Annotated in this window: 16 protein-coding genes; 9 read left to right on the plus strand and 7 right to left on the minus strand. The window is 70.0% G+C overall.

Going from position 1 to position 18,137, the window contains the following annotated elements; all coding sequences use genetic code 11:
- Positions 1-100 precede the first annotated feature (100 nt).
- Complete coding sequence (locus ACODSY_RS12440; RefSeq protein ID WP_488952197.1) at positions 101-2,476, plus strand: penicillin-binding protein 1A; 2,376 nt, start codon at positions 101-103, stop codon at positions 2,474-2,476.
- Positions 2,477-2,609: 133 nt separating this feature from the next.
- A protein-coding gene (gene prfB / locus ACODSY_RS12445) for a peptide chain release factor 2 (RefSeq protein ID WP_488952062.1) occupies positions 2,610-3,720 on the plus strand; the annotation gives its coding sequence in 2 pieces (ribosomal slippage) (positions 2,610-2,678 and positions 2,680-3,720; 1,110 coding nt in all).
- 3 nt (positions 3,721-3,723) lie between these two features.
- On the opposite strand, the gene ACODSY_RS12450 is transcribed toward prfB, so the two are convergent.
- From ACODSY_RS12450 to tyrS, 4 genes are all read right to left on the minus strand, one after another.
- Positions 3,724-4,149, minus strand: a complete 426-nt coding sequence (locus tag ACODSY_RS12450) for a bactofilin family protein (protein ID WP_488952063.1) — start codon at positions 4,147-4,149, stop codon at positions 3,724-3,726.
- Positions 4,127-5,284, minus strand: coding sequence for a M23 family metallopeptidase (locus ACODSY_RS12455; RefSeq protein WP_488952064.1), 1,158 nt, complete (start codon positions 5,282-5,284; stop codon positions 4,127-4,129). Before ACODSY_RS12455 ends, ACODSY_RS12450 begins: the two co-directional genes overlap by 23 nt.
- Before the next feature lie 175 nt (positions 5,285-5,459).
- Entirely contained in the window at positions 5,460-5,921 is a 462-nt protein-coding gene (locus ACODSY_RS12460; protein ID WP_488952065.1) for a peroxiredoxin, read from the minus strand.
- A gap of 9 nt (positions 5,922-5,930) precedes the next feature.
- A complete protein-coding gene (tyrS, locus tag ACODSY_RS12465) occupies positions 5,931-7,187 on the minus strand; it encodes a tyrosine--tRNA ligase (RefSeq protein WP_488952198.1) in 1,257 nt (418 codons plus the stop codon).
- 255 nt (positions 7,188-7,442) lie between these two features.
- Here tyrS and ACODSY_RS12470 point away from each other — a divergent pair, with 255 nt between their 5' ends.
- The 7 genes from ACODSY_RS12470 (at position 7,443) to ACODSY_RS12500 (ending at position 15,921) form a co-directional block, all read left to right on the plus strand.
- Positions 7,443-8,549: an anhydro-N-acetylmuramic acid kinase gene (locus tag ACODSY_RS12470; RefSeq protein WP_488952066.1), complete on the plus strand. Its 1,107-nt coding sequence runs from the start codon at positions 7,443-7,445 to the stop codon at positions 8,547-8,549.
- Between the two features lie 11 nt (positions 8,550-8,560).
- Entirely contained in the window at positions 8,561-9,844 is a 1,284-nt protein-coding gene (locus ACODSY_RS12475) for an amidohydrolase (protein ID WP_488952067.1), read from the plus strand.
- Positions 9,845-9,925: 81 nt separating this feature from the next.
- Positions 9,926-11,743: a flavin-containing monooxygenase gene (locus tag ACODSY_RS12480; protein WP_488952068.1), complete on the plus strand. Its 1,818-nt coding sequence runs from the start codon at positions 9,926-9,928 to the stop codon at positions 11,741-11,743.
- A 104-nt stretch (positions 11,744-11,847) separates the two neighbouring features.
- Positions 11,848-13,392, plus strand: a complete 1,545-nt coding sequence (locus tag ACODSY_RS12485; protein ID WP_488952069.1) for a DUF4153 domain-containing protein — start codon at positions 11,848-11,850, stop codon at positions 13,390-13,392.
- 5 nt (positions 13,393-13,397) lie between these two features.
- Positions 13,398-14,096 (plus strand): response regulator, encoded by a 699-nt coding sequence (locus tag ACODSY_RS12490; RefSeq protein ID WP_488952070.1) that lies wholly within the window; start codon positions 13,398-13,400, stop codon positions 14,094-14,096.
- Positions 14,093-15,652, plus strand: coding sequence for a sensor histidine kinase (locus ACODSY_RS12495; protein ID WP_488952071.1), 1,560 nt, complete (start codon positions 14,093-14,095; stop codon positions 15,650-15,652). The genes ACODSY_RS12490 and ACODSY_RS12495 overlap by 4 nt, the downstream gene beginning before the upstream one ends.
- A 65-nt stretch (positions 15,653-15,717) precedes the next feature.
- Entirely contained in the window at positions 15,718-15,921 is a 204-nt protein-coding gene (locus tag ACODSY_RS12500; RefSeq protein ID WP_488952072.1) for a hypothetical protein, read from the plus strand.
- Here the strand turns inward: ACODSY_RS12500 and ACODSY_RS12505 are convergent.
- The 3 genes from ACODSY_RS12505 to ACODSY_RS12515 are packed head-to-tail and all read right to left on the minus strand — an operon-like array spanning position 15,918 to position 18,021.
- Complete coding sequence (locus tag ACODSY_RS12505; RefSeq protein ID WP_488952073.1) at positions 15,918-16,292, minus strand: YybH family protein; 375 nt, start codon at positions 16,290-16,292, stop codon at positions 15,918-15,920. The genes ACODSY_RS12500 and ACODSY_RS12505 overlap by 4 nt on opposite strands.
- Positions 16,289-17,332 carry a class I SAM-dependent methyltransferase gene (locus ACODSY_RS12510; RefSeq protein WP_488952074.1) on the minus strand — a complete coding sequence of 348 codons (1,044 nt, stop codon included), beginning with the start codon at positions 17,330-17,332 and terminating at the stop codon, positions 16,289-16,291. The genes ACODSY_RS12505 and ACODSY_RS12510 overlap by 4 nt, the downstream gene beginning before the upstream one ends.
- A gap of 38 nt (positions 17,333-17,370) precedes the next feature.
- Positions 17,371-18,021: an alpha/beta hydrolase gene (locus tag ACODSY_RS12515; RefSeq protein ID WP_488952075.1), complete on the minus strand. Its 651-nt coding sequence runs from the start codon at positions 18,019-18,021 to the stop codon at positions 17,371-17,373.
- Positions 18,022-18,137: the final 116 nt, after the last annotated feature.

An 18,137-nucleotide genomic window follows, 5' to 3' on the forward strand; every position in this document is an offset into this window, starting at 1 on the left:
ACGAGCCCGGGTGGAGCGCCCGCCCGGCCAGTCTCAGTTGAATCCGCCCTTCGCGCCGGGCAAGCCGCCTTCGCGCGGGCTGGCGATCGTGGGCATCGCGATGCTCAGCTTCGTCGCCATGGCGGCCGTGGCCGTGGGCGTCTACGCGGCCTGGCTGTTCCATGACATGCCCGACGCCGGCGACCTGGTGGACTATCACCCGCCGACCGCGACGCGCGCCTACGCCTGGGACGGCACCCTGATCGGCGAGTTCTCGCGCGAGCGGCGGATCTTCGTGCCGTACGAGGCGATCCCGACCCAGACGGCGCAGGCGTTCCTGGCGGCCGAGGACCACGGCTTCTTCAAGCACGGCGGCGTCGACGTGGGCGGCTTCGGCCGCGCCATGGTCAAGAACGTCATCAACCTGGCCCAGGGCCGGCGGCTGGAAGGCGGGTCGACCATCACCCAGCAGGTGGCCAAGAACATCCTGCTGACCAGCGACCAGACGATCGGCCGCAAGCTGAAGGAGGCGATCCTCGCCTCGCAGCTCGAGCAGACGCTCTCGAAGGAGCGGATCCTCGAGCTGTACATGAATGAGATCTGGCTGGGCTATCGCTCATATGGAGTCGGCGCGGCCGCCTACAACTATTTCGGCAAGTCGCTCAGCGAGCTGACCCTGGCGGAGAGCGCCTACCTGGCGGCCCTGCCGAAGGGACCCGACAACTATCACCCGATCCGCCGCAAGGCGCAGGCGATCGCCCGGCGCAACTGGGTCATCGACCAGATGGCCGACCTGGGCTGGGTCACCCGCGCCGAGGCGGACAAGGCGATGGCCGAGGATCTGGTCGTCCAGGCCGCGCCGAGCCGCTCGCAGTACCGCGACGCCGACTATTTCGTGGAGGAGGTGCGCCGCATCGCCCTCAACATGAACGAGCTGGGCGACGAGCGGCTGAACGCCGGCGGCTACTACATGCGCACGACGCTGGATCCCCAGCTGCAGAGCGCAGCCAAGCTGGCCCTGATGAACGGCCTGGAGACCTATGACCGCCGCCACGGCTGGCGGGGCGCCTTCGGCCACGTCACCACCCTGACCGGTTGGGAGGCGGTCGCCCGCAAGACCGTGAAGCCGCGCGAGCGCCAGGACTGGAAGCGCGCCGTGGTCACCAGCGTCGGCGGCGGCTCGGTGGAGGTGCGGACCATCGACGGGGCGACGGGCGCCATCGCCGGCCAGGACGTCGCCTGGGCGCGGGCCGGGAAGGGGATCGGCACCGGCGACCTGGTTTTCGTGGAGCCGGTCAAGGACGGCGGGGGCTTCCGCCTGAAGCAGGTGCCCAAGGTGAACGGCGCCCTGGTGGCCATGGAGCCCTATTCCGGCCGCGTGCTGGCGATGGTGGGCGGCTATTCGTTCTCGCTCTCCAGCTTCAACCGCGCCACGCAGGCGCTGCGCCAGCCCGGCTCGTCGTTCAAGCCGATCGTCTACGCCGCGGCGCTGGAGAGCGGCTACACGCCGGCCTCGACGGTGCTGGACGCGCCGATCACGCTCAAGGGCTACGGCGGCCAGGACTGGAGCCCCGAGAACTACAGCCGCGATTACTACGGCGCGCTGACGCTGCGCAAAGGCCTGGAGCTGTCGCGCAACACCATGACCGTGCGCCTGGCGCAGAGCGTCGGCATGACCAAGATCGCCGGCCTGGCCGAGCGGCTGGGCGTGACCAAGAAGATGGACAAGGTGCTGGCCATGGCGCTCGGCGCCGGCGAGACCACCACCTACAAGATGGCCGCCGCCTACTCGACCTTCGTCAACGGCGGCAAGCTGGTGCAGCCGCACCTGATCGAGCTGGTCGAGGACCGCAACGGCAAGGTGATCTGGCGGGCCGACCGCCGGCAGTGCGATCGCTGCGACGCGGGCTTCTTCGGCGACGCCGAGAGCCCGCGGATCCCGCGCACCGGCGACCAGGTGATGGACCCCATCACGGCCTACCAGATCACCTCGATGCTCGAGGGCGTGGTGCAGCGGGGCACCGCCACTCAGGCCTCGTCGCTGGGCAAGCCGCTGGGCGGCAAGACCGGTACGACCAACGACTATCGCTCGGCCTGGTTCATGGGCTTCTCGCCGCACATCGTGGTGGGCGTCTACATCGGCTTCGACGACAACCGCAGCCTGGGCAACAACGAGACCGGCAGCGTGGCCGCCGTGCCGATCTTCGTCGACTTCATGGGCCAGGCCCTGAAGGACAAGCCGGCCGAGCCCTTCAAGGCGCCGGCCAACGCCAAGTACGCGATGATCCGCGGGATCCGGGAGGCCTTCCGGCCTGGCACCGAACCGTCGGTCTCCACCCAGACGCTGGGCGCGGCCGGCGCGCCCTCGGGTCCGCAGCCCTACAGCCAGGTGTTCGGCAACGGGCAGGTGACCGGAGCGCCGAACGCCGCCGCCGCCGTGGCGCCCCAGGCCGCGCCGCCTCCGAAGAAGAAGGACGACCTGTCCGACTTGTTCTGATGGGCGGCGCGCGCTAGAGCCCGCGACCCCGAGCAGGACTTTGTCAGGCTCAGATTTTTCGTTGGAGCGTGACAGTCGCCGAAACCGGCTACCACTTTCGGCTGTCACGCTCTGGAATTTTAGGAGTCTCTCCATGAGAGCGGATGTCGAGGCCGCCAAGGCCGACATCGAGCAGTCGATCGAACTGCTCAGGAGGCGTCTTTGACTGGGAACCCGCCCTCCGCAAACTCGATGAACTGAACGCCCGGGTCGAGGACCCGAGCCTCTGGGAAAAGCCGGCCGAGGCCCAGGCCGTCAGCCGCGACCGCTCGCGCCTCGCGGCGCAGGTCGAGGCGGTGAAGTCGCTGGAGCGCGACCTGACCGACGCCGTCGGCTACGCCGAGATGGCGGACGAGGAGGGCGACGAGGACAGCTTCGCCGAAGCCATCGCCCAGCTGCGCGCCATCAAGGAGCGCGCCGACCGCGCCGAGCTCGAGGCGCTGCTCTCGGGCGAGGCCGACGGCAACGACGCCTTCGTGGAGATCAACTCCGGGGCCGGCGGCACGGAGTCGAACGACTGGGCCGGCATGCTGCTGCGCATGTACACGCGCTGGGCCCACGCCCACGGCATGGAGGTGGACTTCCTGGAAGAGACCGCCGGGGAGCAGGCCGGCATCAAGTCGGTGACCCTGCAGGTCAAGGGGACCAACGCCTACGGCTGGCTGAAGACCGAGGCGGGCGTGCACCGGCTGGTGCGCATCTCGCCCTTCGACGCGGCCGCCAAGCGCCACACCAGCTTCGCTTCGGTGTGGGTCTATCCCGTGGTGGACGACACCATCGAGATCGAGATCAACCCGGCCGACGTGCGCACCGACACCTACCGCGCGTCGGGCGCGGGCGGTCAGCACGTCAACAAGACCGACTCCGCCGTGCGCCTGACCCACATCCCCACCGGCATCGTGGTGGCCTGCCAGAACCAGCGTTCGCAGCACCAGAACCGCGACCAGGCCTGGAAGCAGCTGCGCGCCCGCCTCTACGAGGCCGAGCTGGAGAAGCGCGAGGCCGCCCAGGCGGCGATCGAGGAGCAGAAGACCGACATCGGTTGGGGCCACCAGATCCGCAGCTACGTGCTGCAGCCGTACCAGATGGTGAAGGACCTGCGGACCGAGGTGGAGACGTCCGACACCGACGGCGTACTGAACGGCGACCTGGACCGCTTCATGGGCGCGTCCCTGGCCCAGCGCGTGGGCGCGACGCGGACGTAGGGACTACTCCGCGGCGACGACGCTGAGGGCCGGGGTGTCGGTGGCCTCGGGTTCGGCCGCGGCGAACACCAGGCTGCGGCCCTCGAAATGGGCGCCGGCCTCGATCGACAGTTCGGCGTGGCTGATGTCGCCGTCGACGTGGGCCGAGGCCCACAGGCGCACCTGACGCGCGGAGATCGTGCCGGTCACCCGGCCGCGGATGTCGACGCTCTCGGCCTGGATCGTGCCGGTCACCGCGCCGCGCTCGCCGATGGTCAGGCGTCCGGCCTTCAGGTCGCCCTCGACGGCGCCGTCCAGGTGAAGATCGTCCTCGGTGGAAAGGTCGCCGCGCACGATCACGCCCTCGGCCACCAGCGACGCCATGGCCAGCTTCCGCGCCGGCGCGGTCTCGCCGGGCGCGGCGGGCTTAGTCTGCGGCTTGGAGAACATATTGCCCGGCCTTCAGGAAGCGGCCCGGGTTCTGGGCCCGACCGTTCACCCATACCTCATAGTGAAGGTGGGTCCCAGTGGAGCGGCCCGTGGAGCCCATCGCCGCGATCCTCTGCCCCACCGCCACGCGCTGTCCGCGCTGCACGGCGAAGCCCGAGAGGTGCGCGTAGCGCGTCTTCAGCCCGCGGCCGTGGTCGATCTCGACGACGTTGCCGTAACCCGAGCGCTGGCCCACGAACGACACGACGCCGGGACCGGTCGAATAGATCGGCGTCGCGTGACCGCCGTTGAAGTCGAGGCCCGAGTGGTAGGCGGGCCGACGGGTGAACGGGTCGAAGCGGACGCCGAAGCCGCTGGTCTGCTGGCTGTTGGCCGTGGGCCGGGCCAGGGGAAGCTCGCTGGCCGCGCTCGCCAGCGACTGCGCCTCGGACAGGTCGCGGGCCGCGCGCTGGATGCGCACGGCGAAGTCGTCGTCCACGTCCAGCACGGCCGCGAGGGCGCGAGGATCCTTGGATTCGATCAGCGGTCCGCCCAGCGCGCCCGTGCCCTGGGCGAACGAGGAGGGCGACAGGCCGGCCATGCGGAACGCGAGCCGCAGGCGGTCGGCGCGGCCCTTGGCAAAGCTGTCGGCGGCTTCCAGCAGTTGCTCCTGGCCGATCCGCACCATCTCGACGCGGCGGACGGGACTGGCGTCCTGCTTGGCCAGCGCGCGGTTGATCGCCGGCGTCAGGGCCTCGGCGGCGCCGGGGGCGCCCTTCATGTCGGTGAGCAGCAGGGCCAGGGCGGCATGGCGCTTCTCGATCGAGGCGGCGGCGTCCTGGCCCGAGCCGGAGGCGGCGTTGAGACGCGCCATGGCGCTGTCGAGCCGCGCCTGGCGGTCGGCGACATAGCGTTCGGACTGGGCCTTAAGCTTCGCGATCTCGCGGTCGGCGGCGGATGCCGAGAGCAGGTTGACCAGCATGGCGGCCGTGCAGACGCCCATCCAGAGCGCGCCGCCCGCCACACCGCCGGCGATGATCAACTGCTTCCTGGTGGTGAGAACGAAGGCCTTCATGGCCCCGCCGGAGCGGACGTAGAGGTGCCGTTCGGGGAACAGCTCCACGAGCGAGCGACCGAGCTTCGCCAGACGTTGCATGCGTTCCCGGAAGTCCCCAACCTTACGGTGGTCGCGATATGCGACGACTTTTTTGCGACAGGCAAGCCGTTCGGAGCCGGTTCGGCCCCTAAGCGACGGTCTGCCGCAAAGTGGACATCGTTAATCGGCGAGTCGGCGGCGTTTCACCGAACGCGGTCTGCGAAATCGTCGCGCTTCAGAGCGCCTTGGCGGCGTCCAGGACCTGCTGGGCGTGGTTGGGCACCCGGACCTTGCGCCAGATCTTCCGGATCTTGCCGTCCTTGATCAGGAAGGTGGACCGGTCGATGCCCATGTACTTGCGGCCGTAGAGGCTCTTCTCGACCCAGGACCCGTAGCGTTCGACGACGGCTCCCTCGGGGTCGGAGCCCAGCTTCACGGCGAGGTCGTACTTCTTGGCGAACTTGGCGTGCGCGGCGAGGGAGTCCTTGGACACGCCGACCACGGCCACGCCGGCCTTGGCGAACTCGGGGGCGAGCGCCGTGAAGTCCTGGGCCTCGCGCGTGCAGCCCGAGGTGTCGTCCTTCGGATAGAAGTAGAGCACCAGCGCCTGGCCGGTGAAGTCGGCCAGCTTCACCCGGCCGTCGGGCGTTTCCAGGTCGAAGTCCGGCGCCGCGGCGCCTTCCACAACGTTCGTCATTGTCTCTCCTCAGACCGGCTTCACGAGGACGATCTTCTTCTTGCCGGCGGACAGCTTCACGACGCCGTCTACCAGTTCGTCCGCCGTCACCATGCGATTGGCGTCGGGCTCGGCCTTGTCGTTGACCCTCAGGCCGCCACCCTGGGCCAGGCGGCGCGCCTCGCCCTTCGAGCCGGCGAGGCCCGCCGCCACGGCGAGGTCGGCGAGTTGGACGCCCGCCTCTAGCTCGGCCTTGGGCAGCTCGTGGGTGGGCATGTCGCCGGAGACGCCGCCCTGCTCGAAGGCGGTCTGCGCGGCCGCCGCGGCCTTCCGGGCCTCGGCCTCGCCGTGCAGCATGGTCGTGGCGGCGTTGGCGAGCACCTTCTTGGCCTCGTTGATCTCGGCGCCAGGCAGGGCCTCCAGGCGGGCGATCTCGTCCAGGGGCAGGTCGGTGAACAGGCGCATGAAGCGGCCCACGTCGGCGTCCTCGGTGTTCCGCCAGAACTGCCAATAGTCGTAGGGGCTGCGCATGTCGGCGTTCAGCCACACGGCCCCGCCCACCGTCTTGCCCATCTTCTGGCCCGACGCGGTGGAGAGCAGCGGCGTGGTCAGGCCGAAGGCGGGTTTCTGATCCACGCGGCGGATCAGCTCCACGCCGTTGACGATGTTGCCCCACTGGTCCGAGCCGCCCATCTGCAGCAGGCAGCCGTGGCTGCGCTCCAGTTCGAGGAAGTCCACCGACTGCATCAGCATGTAGTTGAACTCGAGGAAGGTCATCGGCTGTTCACGCTCGAGCCGCGCCTTGACGCTGTCGAACGCCAGCATGCGGTTGACCGTGAAGTGGACTCCGAAGTCGCGCAGGAACTGGACGTAGCCGTACTTCGACAGCCAGACGTCGTTGTCGACCATGATCGCGTCGGTGGGCCCGTCGCCGAAGGTCAGGAACTTGGCGAACACCGTCTTGATCGAGGCGATGTTGCCCTGGATCTGCTCCTCGGTGAGCAAGGGGCGCGACTGGTCCTTGTCGGTCGGGTCGCCGATCTTGGTCGTGCCGCCCCCCATGAGGACGATGGGCTTGTGGCCGGTCTGCTGCAGCCGGCGCAGCATCATGATCTGGATCAGCGAGCCCACGTGCAGCGACGGCGCCGTGGCGTCGAAGCCGATGTAGGCGGTGACCACGCCCTTGGCCGCCGCCTCGTCCAGCTCGGCCGGGTGGGTGACCTGATGGATGTAGCCGCGCTCCTGCAGCACCTTCAGGAAGTCGGACTTGAACGCGGTTTCGGTCATCGGCGGCGGGATCTCGTGACTGCGACCGGCGCGCTCTAGCACGTCGGCGGAGAGGATTTCGAGGGACATGGCAGGCTCCTTGGGATGAAGCCGGCCGGCGTCTCGTCGTGATGTTCGGGATGCGCCGGCCGGGAAGGGCAGGCGCGAGGGATCGGTCGCCTGCTAGAGGGGCAGGCGGTAATAGCGGCCGGGGTTGGCGGCGGGTCCGATCATGGCGGGCTAGCTAGCGGACGACGGACATGGCAGTCAACGCTCATGCTCGTGCTGGGATTCATGACCGGGACCTCGCTGGACGCCGTCGACATGGCGATCCTGGAGACCGATGGCGAGGCGATCCAGTCGTTCGGCCCGGCCGGCGAACGCAAGCTGGGCGACGCCACGCGCAACGTGCTGCTGGAGGCCACGCAGCAGGCGCTGAAGTGGGAACGTGGCGCGCCCGAGCCGGCGCTATTCCGCCACGCCGCCGAAATGGTGGCCGAGGAGCATCACGCCGCGGCGGAGGCGTTCCTGCAGGCGAACGGCCTGTCGTGGCCCGACATCGACCTGATCGGCATGCACGGCCAGACGGTGCTGCACGAGCGGCCGAAGGACGGAACTCCAGGCCGCACGGTGCAACTGGGCGACGCGGCCATGCTGGCCCGGCTGAGCGGCCGGCCGGTGGCCTACGACTTCCGCACCGCCGACGTGGCGGCCGGCGGTGAGGGGGCCCCCCTGGCGCCGATCTACCACCTGGCGCGGGCCAAGGCCTCGGGCCTGCAGCCGCCGCTGGCGGTGCTGAACGTCGGCGGCGTGGCCAATGTGACGTTCTGGACCGGCGGCGACGAGATCGCAGCCTTCGACACCGGGCCCGGCAACGGGATGATCGACCTCTTGGTGCAGGCCCGTGGCGCGGGGCGCTATGACGCCGGCGGCAAGTACGCGAGCGTGGGCCGCGCCGACGAGGCGGTGGTTCGCGCCCTGCTGGCCCACCCCTATTTCCAGGCCCCGCCGCCCAAGTCGCTGGACCGCTTCGACTTCTCCCTGGAACCGCTGGAGCCGCTGCAGCTCGAAGACGCGGCCGCGACGCTGGTGGCCTTCACCGCAGACGCCGTGAAGGCGGGCTTCGACATGATGGGCGCTTCGCCCACCGAAGTGGTGGTCTGCGGCGGCGGGCGGCACAATCCCGAGATCATGAAGGCGCTGGCCGAGCGGCTGCCGATGCCGGTGAAGGCGGCCGAGGAATACGGCTGGCGCGGCGACGCCATCGAGGCCGAGGCCTTCGCCTACCTGGCGGCGCGGACCTTCCGCGGCCTGCCGATTTCGTTTCCGACGACGACGGGCGCGCCCCAGCCGATGACCGGCGGCCGCATCGTCAGGCCTTGAGGGGGAAGACCATGGGCAAGATGGCTTGGATCGCGGGCGCGGCGCTGATGGCGCTCGCCAATCCGGCGGCGGCGCAGAGCTTCGACGCGGCGGTGTTCTCGGCGGCGAAGAAGGTCCAGCCGCAGGTGGTGGAATGGCGGCGCGACATCCACGAGCATCCCGAACTCGGCAACAACGAGGTGCGCACCTCGAAACTGGTGGCCGACCACCTGCGCAAGCTGGGCATCGAGGTCCGCACGGTGGCCAAGACCGGCGTGGTCGGCGTCCTGAAGGGGGGCAAGCCGGGGGGCGTGGTGGCGCTCCGCGCGGACATGGACGGCCTGCCGGTGGCCGAACAGACAGGCGTGCCCTTCGCCTCGAAGGTGAAGACCACCTACAACGGCGTCGAGGTCAGCGTGATGCACGCCTGCGGCCACGACGCCCACGTGGCGATCCTGATGGGCGCCGCGGAGGTGCTGGCCGGGATGCGCGCGCAGATCCCCGGCACCGTGGTGTTCCTGTTCCAGCCTGCCGAGGAAGGCCCGCCGGTGGGCGAGGAGGGCGGCGCGCCGCTGATGATCAAGGAGGGCGCGCTCTCCAACCCGGCGCCCAGCGCCGTCTTCGGCCTGCACGTGGTGCCGGGCGAGCCGGGGCAGCTCATGTGGCGGCCTGGGCCGATGATGGCAGCCTCCGACCGCTATGAGATCAAGCTGAAGGGCAAGCAGACCCACGGCGCGAGCCCATGGTCGGGCATCGACATCGCCTCCATGCAGGCCGAGATCATCCTGGCGTTCAACCAGATCGCCGCGCGCCAGATCAACGTGACCCGCACGCCGACGATCCTGACCGTCGCCACGGTGCACGGCGGCGTCCGCTACAACATCATCCCCGACGACTTCACGCTCGCCGGCACCCTGCGGACCTTCGATCCGGAACTGCGCAAGGACGTGATGGCCCGCGCCGAAAAGGCGGTGGAGAGCATCTCGGCGCGCTACGGCGGCTCGGGCGCCATCGAGTGGGGCACGCCGAACCCGGTCACGACCAACAATCCCGCCCTGACCGCGAAGATGAAGCCGACCCTGGACCGCGCCGCCAAGGGCAAGATCAAGGACGACATCGACTTCATCACCGGGGCCGAGGACTTCTCGTACTACCAGCAGAAGGTCCCGGGCGTGTTCTACGACCTGGGCATCGGCTTCCCGAAGGGCGTGAACCACTCGCCGCTGTTCAACGTGGTGGACGAGGGGGCCATGGAAGTCGGCGTCCGGGCCCAGGCGCTGACCGCGCTGGACTACCTGGCCAGCACGAAGCGCTAGACGCCTTCCGCAACGTCCCTCTTGCCAGTCAAACAGCCGTTCGGCACGCTGAACGCTGATAACACAGGCGGAGGGATCACGATGGCGGACGACAAGCCGGAGATCATGGCGGCGGACGACCTGGGGTTCGACCCCAACGCGCTGCGTGAGAAATACCGTGCCGAGCGGGACCGCCGGGTGCGCGCCGACGGCTCCGAGCAGTACGTCGAGATCGCGGGCCAGTTCGCCCACTACCTGGAGGACCCCTACGTCGAGCGCGTCGAGCGCGCGCCGGTGACCGACGAGGTCGAGGTGGTGGTGATCGGCGGCGGCTTCGGCGGCCAGCTGGCCGCCGCCCGGCTGCGCGAGGCCGGGGTGCAGGACATCCGCATCATCGAGAAGGGCGGCGACTTCGGCGGCACCTGGTACTGGAACCGCTATCCCGGCGCGGCCTGCGACATCGAGAGCTACATCTACCTGCCGCTGCTGGAAGAGGTGGGCTACCTGCCGGTCGAGAAGTACTCCCGGGCGCCCGAGATCCTGCGCCACAGCCGCGCCATCGGCGAGAAGTTCGACCTCTACAAGGGCGCGCTGTTCCAGACCGAGGTGACCGAGCTGCGCTGGGACGAGGCCGCCTCGCGATGGATCGTGAAGACGAACCGCGACGACGCCCTGAAGGCCCGTTTCGTGGTCATGGCCAACGGGCCGCTGCACCGGCCGAAGCTGCCCGGCATTCCGGGCGTCGAGAGCTTCAAGGGCCACAGCTTCCACACCAGCCGCTGGGACTACGAGTACACCGGCGGCGACTCCAACGGAGGCCTGACGGGGCTGAAGGACAAGCGGGTCGGGATCATCGGCACCGGCGCGACCGCCGTGCAGTGCGTGCCGCATCTGGGCGAATGGGCCAAGGAGCTCTACGTCTTCCAGCGTACGCCCTCGTCGATTGACGTGCGCAACAACCGCCCGACCGACCCCGAGTGGGCCGCCAGCCTGCAGCCTGGGTGGCAGCAGGAGCGGATGGACAACTTCAACATCCTGGTTTCCGGCGGCTTCGCGGACAAGGACCTGGTCAACGACGGCTGGACCGACATCATCGGCAACATCCTGCTGCTGGCGCGCAAGAAGGCCGAGGCCGGCGAGCACGTGGGCAACCCCGCCGAGCTGATGCAACTGGCCGACTTCAAGAAGATGGAGCAGGTGCGCGCGCGGGTGGACAGCGTCGTCCAGGACCCGGCCAAGGCCGAGGCGCTGAAGCCCTGGTACAACCAGTTCTGCAAGCGCCCGTGCTTCCACGACGAGTACCTGGCCACCTTCAACCGGCCGAACGTCCACCTGATCGACACGGCCGGGAAGGGCGTGGAGCGGATCACCGAGAACGCCATCGTCGTGGACGGCAAGGCATACGAGGTCGACTGCCTGATCTACGCCACGGGCTTCGAGGTTGGCACGGACTACACCCGCCGCTCGGGCTACGAACTCTATGGCAAGGGCGGCCAGACCCTGACGCAGAAGTGGGCCAACGGCGCGGAGACGCTGCACGGGGTGCTGACCCGCGGCTTCCCCAACTGCTTCATCGTCTCGAACGTGCAGTCGGGGTTCAGCGCGAACTTCCCGCACATGATCAACGAGCAGTCGAAGCACATCGCCTATCTGATCCAGAACGCCATGGAGCGGCAGGCGCGGACGGTGGAGCCGTCGCAGGAGGCGGAGGACGCCTGGGTCGACACCATCGTCAAGCTGGCGATCATGCGCGAGGCGTTCCTGAAGGAATGCACGCCCGGCTACTACAACAACGAGGGCAAGCCCGAGGCGATGACCGTGAAGAACGGCTCGTACGGCGCGGGCCCGGTGGCCTTCACCAAGGTGCTCGAAGACTGGCGCGCCGAGGGCTCGCTCAAGGGCCTGGAGCTGAACGGCTAGGCCTGCACGAAACCTGCACATGAACCGGGCCGCCTGCGGACGGCGGCTCGGGCAGGGCGCGACGGGCGCGCTCTAGGAAGGTCTCCACACGAGGGGACCGCCACATGCGCGCACGGCTTCCGAGCTTCGGGATCAAGGCCGCCCTGGCGCTGGCGCTGATCGCCGCCGCCGACCTGCTGCTGTTCGAGGCCAAGGGGCTGGGCCTCAACCTCGGCGCCTGGAGCCTGGCCCTGGTGCTGGCCGCCGGGTTCGCCTCGCCGGCCATCCTCCGCTCGCGCCTGGGCATGGCGGCGCTGACCGTCGCCGGCGTCTTCGCGGCATTGCAGGCGGAGCGGGCGACCGCGGTCGGCTGGCTGGTCTTCGCCCTGGCCCTGGGCGTCGCGGTCCTGGCTCCGCGAGCCCCGCCGGGCGAGGACGGCTGGCGCTGGGCCCAGCGCCTGATCGTGGCGGCGCTGCGGGGACTGATCGGACCTCTCATCGACCTGCGACGCCTGCTGAAGGCGCGGACGCGGAAGGGGCCGAAGCGACTGGCCGTCATGCTGGCCGGCGCGATGCTGCCGGTGGTGGGCGGAGCTATTTTTCTGTCGCTGTTCGTCGCGGCCAACCCGGTCATCAGCGAGACCTTGTCCCGCTGGCGGTTGCCGCAGGCCGATCCCGGACGGGCGATGTTCTGGGTCGTCGCCGCGATCCCGACCTGGTGCGTCCTGCGCCCCCGCGGCCTGCGTCGCACGCTGAAGACGCCCGGGCTCGACGGCGATCTCGACCTGCCGGGCGTGACCACGGGCTCCATCGCGGCCTCGCTGGCGGTCTTCAACCTGGTCTTCCTGCTGCAGAACGGCCTGGACGTCGCGTTTCTCTGGAGCGGCGCGGGGCTTCCGCCGGGCGTCACCTTCGCCGACTACGCCCATCGCGGCGCCTACCCGTTGATCGCCACGGCGCTGCTGGCCGGGCTCTTCGTGCTGCTGTTCCTCCGGCCCGGCACCGCCACTGCCGCCGACCGCCGCGTGCGCGTGCTGGTGGTGCTGTGGGTCGGGCAGAACCTGTTCCTAGTCGCCTCGACCGCGCTCCGCACCCTCGACTACGTGGACGTCTATTCGCTGACCCGGATGCGGATCGCGGCGCTGCTGTGGATGGCTCTGGTCGCGACGGGGTTGGTGCTGATCTGCTGGCGGCTGCTGCGGGCCAAGAGTTCGGGCTGGCTGATCAACGCCAACCTGGCGGCGGTCGGATTGGTGGTGACGCTGTGCAGCGCCGTGGACCTTGGCGCGCTGGCGGCCGCCTGGAACGTGCGCCACCTGCCGTCGCCCACCGCGAAGGGGGTCGAACTGGACCTCTGCTATTTCGACCAGCTGGGCGGCGCTGGGCTCGTTTCGCTGGCGGAGCTGGAGCGGTCGCTCCCCGCTGGCGAGCTGCGCGAGCGGGTGACCTGGAAGCGTCGCATGCTCACGGCGGACATGGCCGGGCGGCAGGCCGCCTGGCGAGGCTGGCGGCTGCGCGACGCGCGGCGGCTGGACCGGGTGGCGGCGCTCACCCGCGAGGCGCCGGCCAGGCCTGTCCCCGACGGTCGCGGATGCGACGGCCGCAAGCCCCCGCCGGCGGTCGTGAAGCCCGCCACGCCATTGACGCCCACCCCGAACCCCGGAACATGACGCCCATGCCCCAGGTCCTCGTCGTCGACGACGATCCGCACATCCGCCAGCTCCTGGTCTTCGCCCTGGAGAAGGCCGGCCTGTCGGCCCGCGAGGCCGAGGACGGCGAGGCCGCGCTCGCCTCGGTCGACCAGCAGCGCCCCGATCTCGTGGTGCTAGACATCAACATGCCCAAGCTGGACGGGCTGGAGGTCTGCCGCCGGCTGCGCGCCCAGGGCGACATCCCAATCCTGTTCCTGTCGTCGCGCGATGACGAGATCGACCGCATCCTGGGCATCGAGCTGGGCGCGGACGACTATGTCGTGAAGCCCTTCAGCCCGCGTGAAGTGACCGCCCGCGTTCAAGCCATCCTGCGGCGGGCCCGCGCGGCGCCCCCGACCTCCGCCCAGGCGGTGATGAGCCAGGGGCGGCTCACCCTCGATCCGGAGAGCTGGGTCGCCCGCTGGGGCGAGACCGAGGCGGCGCTGACCGTCACCGAGTTCGGCATCCTGCGCATCCTGATGGGGGCGCCGGCGCGGGTGTTCAGCCGCGACGCGATCATCGACCGGCTGCACGGACCGGGCTTCGCCATCACCGACCGCACCATCGACAGCCACGTGCGCAACCTGCGGGGCAAGTTCGCGGCGCTGGGTGGCCACGACGTGGTCGAGACGCGCGCCGGCGTCGGCTACCGCCTGGGCCCGTGCCTCGGCCAACCGGCTTGATCGAGCGCCTCAAGGACCTGATCGCGCGGTGGTGGCCGGCGCTGCATCTCCGCACGATCCTGTTCGGGGTGCTGGTGTTCGCCGCGGCCATGCCGGCGATCGGGGCGATCTCGCTGCGGGTGTACGAGAACACCCTCGTGCGCCAGACGGAGGCTGAGCTGGTCGCCCAGGGCGCGGCCATCGCGGCCATGGCCGGCATCGGCTGGCCGGGCGCGCCGGCTCCCGTCGCACGGCCCGACAAGCCGCCGGACGGCTATTTCCGCCCCGAGTTCACCACCATCGACCTCAGCCGCGACCGGGTGCTGCCCGAACGGCCGGTCCCGCCGCGCGCGACGGCGGCCATGGACGCACAGGCCGCCGCCGTGGCCCGGGCGCTGGAGCCTGTGGTGGAGCGCACCACGCGCACGACCCTGGCCTCGGCGGTGATCCTGGACCGGCGCGGCGTCTCGCCCGACGGCGAGGACTACTCAGCGCTCCCCGAGGTGCGCGACGCGCTCTCCGGCCGGCCGCGCACGGTGCTGCGCGAGAACGGCGACTACCGCCCGATCTATCGGTTCGAGTGGCTGAGCAAGGCCTCGGGCATCCGCCTGCATCACGCCCGTCCCATCGTGGTGGGCCCGAAGGTGGAGGGCGTCGTGCTGCTGTCGCGCTCGCCGCGCGCGCTGTTCCGTGGGCTCTACGAGGACCGCGGGAAATTCGGGCTGGCGGCCGCGGTGATCCTGGGCCTGCTGGTGCTGATGTCGGGGCTGATCGCCCGCGGGGTCACCCTGCCCATCGAGAAGCTCAGCGCCGCCTCGCGCCAGGTGGCCGGCGGGGGCGGGGAGATCCCGCGCACGCCACGCACGGCCGCGGTGGAGATCCGCGACCTCTATGAGGACTTCCGTGTCATGGCCGAGGCGATCGAGCGGCGCAGCGGTTACTTGCGCGACTTCGCCGCCGCCGTCAGTCACGAGTTCAAGACGCCGCTGGCCGGGATCACGGGCGCGGTGGAACTGCTGCAGGATCACTTCGAGACCATGTCGCCGGACGAGCGGCGGCGGTTCCTCGACAATATCGCCGGCGACTCCGAACGGCTGTCTCAGCTGGTGACGCGCCTGCTGGACCTGGCGCGGGCCGACATGGCCACGTTCGAGGCCGGCGCGGCCACGCAACTGCGCGAGCCGGTTCGCCGCGCGGCCGACGCGGCGGGCTTCCCGGTGACGGTCGACGTGCCGCGCGAGATCCCGGCCGTGGCCGCACCCGCCACTACCCTGGAGAGCGTGCTGACCATCCTGCTGCAGAACGCCCGCCAGGCCGGGGCCACGCGGGCGGGGATCGCCGCGGCGCTCGCGGGGGGCGAGGTGGTCCTGACGGTGGCCGACGACGGGCCCGGCGTGCCGCCGACCGACCGCGATCGCCTGTTCGAGCCCTTCTTCACCAGCCGCCGGGCGGAGGGGGGAACGGGCCTGGGCCTCTCGATCGCCCGCTCGCTGCTGGCGGCCAGCCATGGCCGGATCGAGCTCGCCGACGCCCGTCCGGGGGCGACCTTCCGGGTGCTGCTCCCGCGCGCCGATTGAGCCTTGCACGGAATCTCCACGGCGGGCGACGCTGCGCCTGCAAGGCGATCGACGATCCTCGCGCAATGGACGAGCCCACATCCCCCACGTCCGGCGGCTTCTCACGCTCCCCCGAGACCGTCGCAGCGGCTTCTTCCTGGCGGCTGGCCATGCCCGGCGGCGCGCAGAATTCGGTCCTGGTTCCGGATCTCAGCGCCGAGCGGCGGTCGGCCGCCTTCGTCGCCTGTGTCGCCAGCGCACTGCAGCGCACGCAGCGGCGTCGGTTCTAGGCCAGCGTCACGTAGAGCTCGCTTTCGATCGCCCACTGGCCGGTGACCTTGCGCCAGACCGCCAGGTAGGTCCCGCTCATCTCGTGGTCGCGCCAGCGGCCGACCCACTGGCCGTGCTCGGCGGCGCGCAGGCCGTCGGCGTCAAGCGCGACGCGCTCGGTTCCGCGGACATAGGTGACGAACGCGGGATCCGCGAATTGGCCCGCGAACGCCTCGATCACCGCGTCCACGCCCAGGATCAGCGCGCCGTCGCCGACGATCAGCTTCACGTCGGGCAGGAAGAACGGCCGCAGCCGCGTGGCGTCGTGGCTCGCGATCAGCTTGTTGGTCAGCTTGCGCCGCGCCTGGATCGCGTCGTCCGGCGTGGTCACTTGCGCATCACGATCGTGCCTTCGAGCAGCATGCGGCGGCGCACGGCCGGGGTCAGCGAGGCGTCGACCGACTCCAGGATCTGCAGGGCCCAGTCGGGCAGGGTGGCTGCCTCGGGCAGGGCCATGCGCAGCTGCATCAGGGCGTAGTCGCGGTACATGCCGGCGTGGTCCTGGTTGCCGCGCACGACCACCGAGCTGAATCCGGCGTCCTGGCCCCAGGCCACGATCTGCTCCGGCGCGAAGATCCACTTGTCCTCGAGGTAGGTGAAGTGCTCGGGCTCGCTGCCGGCGAGGCGGGCTTCGTAGTCGAGCGACAGCGCCTCCATCGTGGTGCGCGAGGCGTCGCTGAGCCGGTCGTTGCGGCCCATGTCGGCGTTCAGGATCGACTGGAACATGCCGCGGATCACGCCCGCGCCGTCGAAGGGGTCGACGAAGATCGCATGGCCGCCCGGCCGCAGCGCCTCGGCCGCCGTGCGCAGCGCGTCGCGCGGGTCCATCAGGTGGTGCAGCAGCGACGCACCGGTCACCAGGTCGAACGTTCCAGGCCGGATGCCGCCGCTCATGCAGTCCCAGGCCACGATGTCGACCAGGTCGCGCTGGGGATGCTGGTCCAGCAGGTGCGACAGCGTGGCCAGCAGGTTCAGGGAGATGTCGGTGGCCACGATGCGGAGCGACGGATCGATGATGTGCAGCGGATAGACCGTGTTCGTGCCGGGCCCGGAGCCGAAGTCGAGCACGGTGCGGATCTCGTCCACCGGGATCTTGTTCAGCGCGATCGCGCGCCGCAGCAGGTCGAGGATGTTGTCCGAATGGGTGTAGACGGCCGTGTAGATGTCGGCGTTTCCGAGGAACCGCTCGGAGATGCCGATGAGGTTCTCCGGATCATAGCCCGTGGCGGCCCACATGGGCTTGCGGCCCTGTCGCGGGAAGGTGATCGGGCGCAGCGGGGCCTGGAAGAAATGCTGCAGCGGCGCGGCGCGCAGGTCGCCGCCCGCCGCTTTCGCCCAGCCGAACAGCTTTTGCAAAACCGCCGAGGCCATGCACAACACTCACGCTTCGGCCCCCGGAGGGCCGTGGATCAGGCCGGGTTGGCCGCCAGGCGCTTGTCCAGATAGTCGCCGACGCGCTTTTCCACGTCCGGCAGATTCTCCATCCAGAAGTGGCTGGCGCCCTCGACCACGTCGTAGTCGATCACGATACCCTTCTGGGTGCGCAGCTTGGACACCACGCGTTCCACGTCGATCGGCGGCACCACGGTGTCGTTCTGGCCGTGCAGGATCAGCCCCGAGGCGGGGCAGGGGGCCAGGAAGGAGAAGTCGTAGGCGTTGGTCGGTGGCGACACCGAGATGAAGCCGTCGGTCTCGGGGCGGCGCATCAGGAGCTGCATGCCTACCCAGGCGCCGAACGAATAGCCGGCCACCCAGCACTGGGAAGCCGCGGGGTTGGTGGATTGGAGCCAGTCCAGCGCGGTCGCCGCATCGGCCAGCTCGCCGATGCCGCCGTCGAACTCGCCCTGGCTCCGGCCCACGCCGCGGAAGTTGAACCGCAGGACCGAGAAGCCGCGCTTCATGAACAGGTGAAAGAGCTGGACCGCCACCGGGTTGTTCATCTGGCCGCCGGCCTTGGGGTGCGGGTGCAGGATCAGCGCGACCGGCGCCGTCTCGCTCTTGCCCTGGGAATAGCGCCCCTCGATCCGCCCGGCCGCGCCGGTCAGAACCACCTCTGGCATACGAACCCTCTTCTCAGCCCAGAATACTTGACTGCTGTACTCGGTCTTCCTAAGTCGCAGCCATCCGGCGCGACGTCCCGCTTCGAGCGAGGCGGGGGCTAATAACATAGGCCGCT

Source organism: Phenylobacterium sp. FG114 (assembly GCF_057809855.1).